The following is a 3,238-nucleotide window of genomic DNA, read 5'->3' on the forward strand; positions in this document are numbered from 1 at the left end:
CTGTGGATGGCGGCGTCCTTCTCGGAGGCGAGGGCGTCGTGCTGGGCCTTGGCGAGTGCGAGGTCGTCCTGGAGGCGTTTGAGCTGCTCAGCCTGCTGATCGCGGACGGCCTGGGCCTGGTGGAGGGTTTCGGCCTGGGCGTTGAGCTGGAGCTGGAGATCGTTGGTGGCTTTGGCCTGTTCGTCTCGCTCCTTGGCGCAACCAGCGAGCTGGGCTTGAACCTCGTCGTAGCTGGCCTCTGCGCCAGTGAGGGCTTCGGTCTTGGCTTTGACCTGCTGCGTCAGAGCGGCTTTTTCCTCCATCCAGGCTTGAAAGCGATTCTCACCGATCTCACGCAACTCGCGGTAGCGGTCTTCAAGGATCGTGAGGCAGCGCTGGATTGCCAGAGAGTCCACTGCGAGAATGCTTTTAGCCAGTTTACGAGTCTGTATGCCAACCAGCCCCACCCTCACCGAGCAGCTGGCCACCCTGGGGGTGCACTTGCCGGCCTGGCCCGAGGAGCCCGAGGGGGGCGGCGCCACGGGCGACTGGATCCAGCGGGGGCAGGCCTATGCGGAGGGGGTGCGGCTGTGGCGGGCCCAGCTGCGTAATGCGCCGGAGAGCACCAAGGGGGTGGTGAACCAGCTCCTGCAGCATCAGGAAAACAGCGATCAACTCATCCCTTGGGACAGATGGCTGCATGCAGCCATTCACCAAGAGGTGAAACAGGTTGTGACACTAGATCGCTGGAAGCCATGCATAGGCCTTCTGCGGGATGCCCCCTTGACCAACGCACAAGTTTTGGGTGGCTTGCTGGCCTTGGCAGACGCCCAGCAATTGGGAGGGGCCGTCATCGGAGCACTTAGGCTCCTGAAAGATGAGCCAATCGCAACCAAAGAGGCTCTTGAAGTATGTGCCCTATTGACATCTAGATCTGATACAGCATGGCGCCTTGCCGAGGCAGAGACCAGCCCCAAAGCACATCAAGATTCGATTGATTTATTCGCTGAATACATTCAACTCCTGGCAGCGGCACTAGAACAGGATGACAGCAACGCAGCCAAACCTGAACGCGCTGCCCATGTATCTGCTATTGCTTGTCTTGAGCGTCTCATTACCATTCTTGGAGAGGAGGATCAGTGGAGTGGCGTTCCAAAGGCGCGGACCCTTCAACTCCTTGAGGAATCAGGACTGGAAGCTGCACTGAGCTTTTTAGAGAACAACATCCCATGGTCTGTGCCAAGCGGCACAAGTGAAAGTCACGCGAGGATGCTTGCCGCGAAAATCCTTATTGAGGAGGGGAAGTGGGAAGAAGCAAAAAAACTAAACAGCAAGGCCGTCGAACGACTAAAGGAATATCACAAGACAGAGACGATGCGAACATCCGAACTTGAAATCATTCGCACAGAGACTGAGCTGCTCTCACACGAGCTCAGTATTGCTCTAAGCAATAGGTCGTTAGAGCCGTCAAATCTCACGAAGAATGAGGGAATCAAGCAGTGGCAAAGCCTCAGCAGATCTCAACTTGGCCAAGATCTATGGGTGCTGGAGCAGCTGGAATGGAAACAAGGTGGTTTCTTCGTGGAGTTTGGGGCAACCGATGGGGTTTTGTTGAGTAACAGCTGGCTACTGGAGAAACACTTCGGATGGAAAGGAATCTGTGCTGAACCGAACCCAAAGCTTTTTGAACGACTCCAAATGAATCGTTCCTGCACGCTGAGCCCAGCCTGCGTCTACCGCACAAGCGGCGAGACGATGAGCTTTGTACTGGCTGATGCCTATGGGGGCCTTGAAGAATTTGGGCGAGACGATCAGCACATTGGCAAGCGCGATGCCTACGCAGCCGCAGGCAATACAATACAGGTGACGACAACATCACTGCTTGATCTTCTGCGGCAGAACAACGCTCCAGATGTTATTGACTACTTAAGCGTCGACACAGAAGGAAGCGAGCTGGCGATCCTTGAAGGATTTGACTGGAATGCCTATCAGATTCGTTGCATTACTGTTGAACATAATTATACCCAGCAAAGAGATCTAATACGCACCCTCTTGGAGGCCAAGGGGTACGAGCGGCAAGAGGCTAAATGGGATGACTGGTATTTTATCAAGACTTAGCGAACAAGGGACTGATTCAAAAAGCTATACTGAAAAGAAGAATGCAAGCTCGTCTCTTGGCTAGCGAATGTTCATTTGCTGGCCTGGGATAGGCTCTTTAAGTAAAAATATTATGTAGCTTTTGCTATAAAAAATTAAGTCACTCATTTTTCGCCTACTCAAGCGGTTGAATGCGCCACACGTTGCCGCAGACTGGACCTATTGCAAGCGTCTTGCGATGTTTTGCTAAATACAATATCACGCTGTGGTTGAATTAAGCAGCCCGCAAACGGCTCTAGTACAATTATATTGTAAACGAGTTAAAAGCGGCTTCAAAGCATTTATACCAAGCAGGCTCGTCACCCTTGTAACTATTAGATTGGTCTCCATTCCATCCTTTTCTTTCCAAAAGAATGGCGTTAAAGATTCTTGGGTTCTCTTGGTCGGCCTGTATAGTAAGTGGTGAGCACACTGGAAGAACGCTTTCGCTAAGCTTTGAAGTTATTGTGATTAGATGAAAGTCAGAATGACCAACTCCAGCCTTTATAATTTCAAACAATCTTTCTGGGGTTTCACCGTCAAGGACTTCGGGAAAAGCCCAAGTGACTTCGCGACTCTTGCCAAAGTTCATCCAGCGAACATATATGTTTCCTGGATTCTTCATTCTTTCATGCAGACTCGTGCAAGTGTGAAAAAAGCGAGAGCGAGCGGAGCTAAACTCTTTACAATGAAGCAAAGAATGGGGAACTGTCGAGCGCTCGTTCTCGCCTAATTGATATGAAGAAACGAGATCCGGGGGCAGATCATGATGGAAAGCAATGCCACTGTAGCCACAGGAAATAGATCCTACTCTATTGATATAGCTGTCTATGGGATTTAAAACCTTTTCTGGAATCAAGTCCCCGGTCAAGACTTTTGATAAAGCGCGAAACGAGGTAATAGTCCAGTCAAATGGCGTAGAAGGAGTATCAGAGAGCGACAAGGCGGCCGCGTGACTTCGGCACTGAAATGCAGCCCTACACCAAGACCCTAAGGCGGTGACTGCCAGGAAAGATGACGCCCCTGCCGCTGATCAGGCGGCCATGACCAAGGTAGCTGGATCCATGGAGTTTTCCGGTGGCGGTGGATTGATCCAGACCACCTCCGGCTGACGCCAGCAGCG

General features: G+C 51.9%; 3 protein-coding genes. 1 reads left to right on the forward strand and 2 read right to left on the reverse strand.

Annotated elements, in window-relative coordinates:
* The coding region (locus VB734_RS11835) for a hypothetical protein (protein WP_323243361.1) at positions 1 to 446 on the reverse strand (446 nt) is incomplete at its 3' end.
* On the opposite strand from VB734_RS11835, the gene VB734_RS11840 reads away from it, so the two are divergent.
* Positions 430 to 2,097, forward strand: a complete 1,668-nt coding sequence (locus tag VB734_RS11840) for an FkbM family methyltransferase (RefSeq protein WP_323243362.1) — start codon at positions 430 to 432, stop codon at positions 2,095 to 2,097. The two genes, VB734_RS11835 and VB734_RS11840, sit on opposite strands and share 17 nt — an antisense overlap.
* Positions 2,098 to 2,380: 283 nt before the next feature.
* Here the strand turns inward: VB734_RS11840 and VB734_RS11845 are convergent, their stop codons facing one another.
* A complete protein-coding gene (locus VB734_RS11845) occupies positions 2,381 to 3,058 on the reverse strand; it encodes a hypothetical protein (protein ID WP_323243363.1) in 678 nt (225 codons plus the stop codon).
* Positions 3,059 to 3,238 lie beyond the last annotated feature (180 nt).

Source organism: Synechococcus sp. BA-124 BA4, assembly GCF_034931165.1.

What these genes read in the sequence shown, in the direction of transcription:
- VB734_RS11840 (WP_323243362.1), top strand. Translation starts at nt 430, where the DNA reads ATGCCAACCAGCCCCACCCTCACCGAGCAGCTGGCCACCCTGGGGGTG.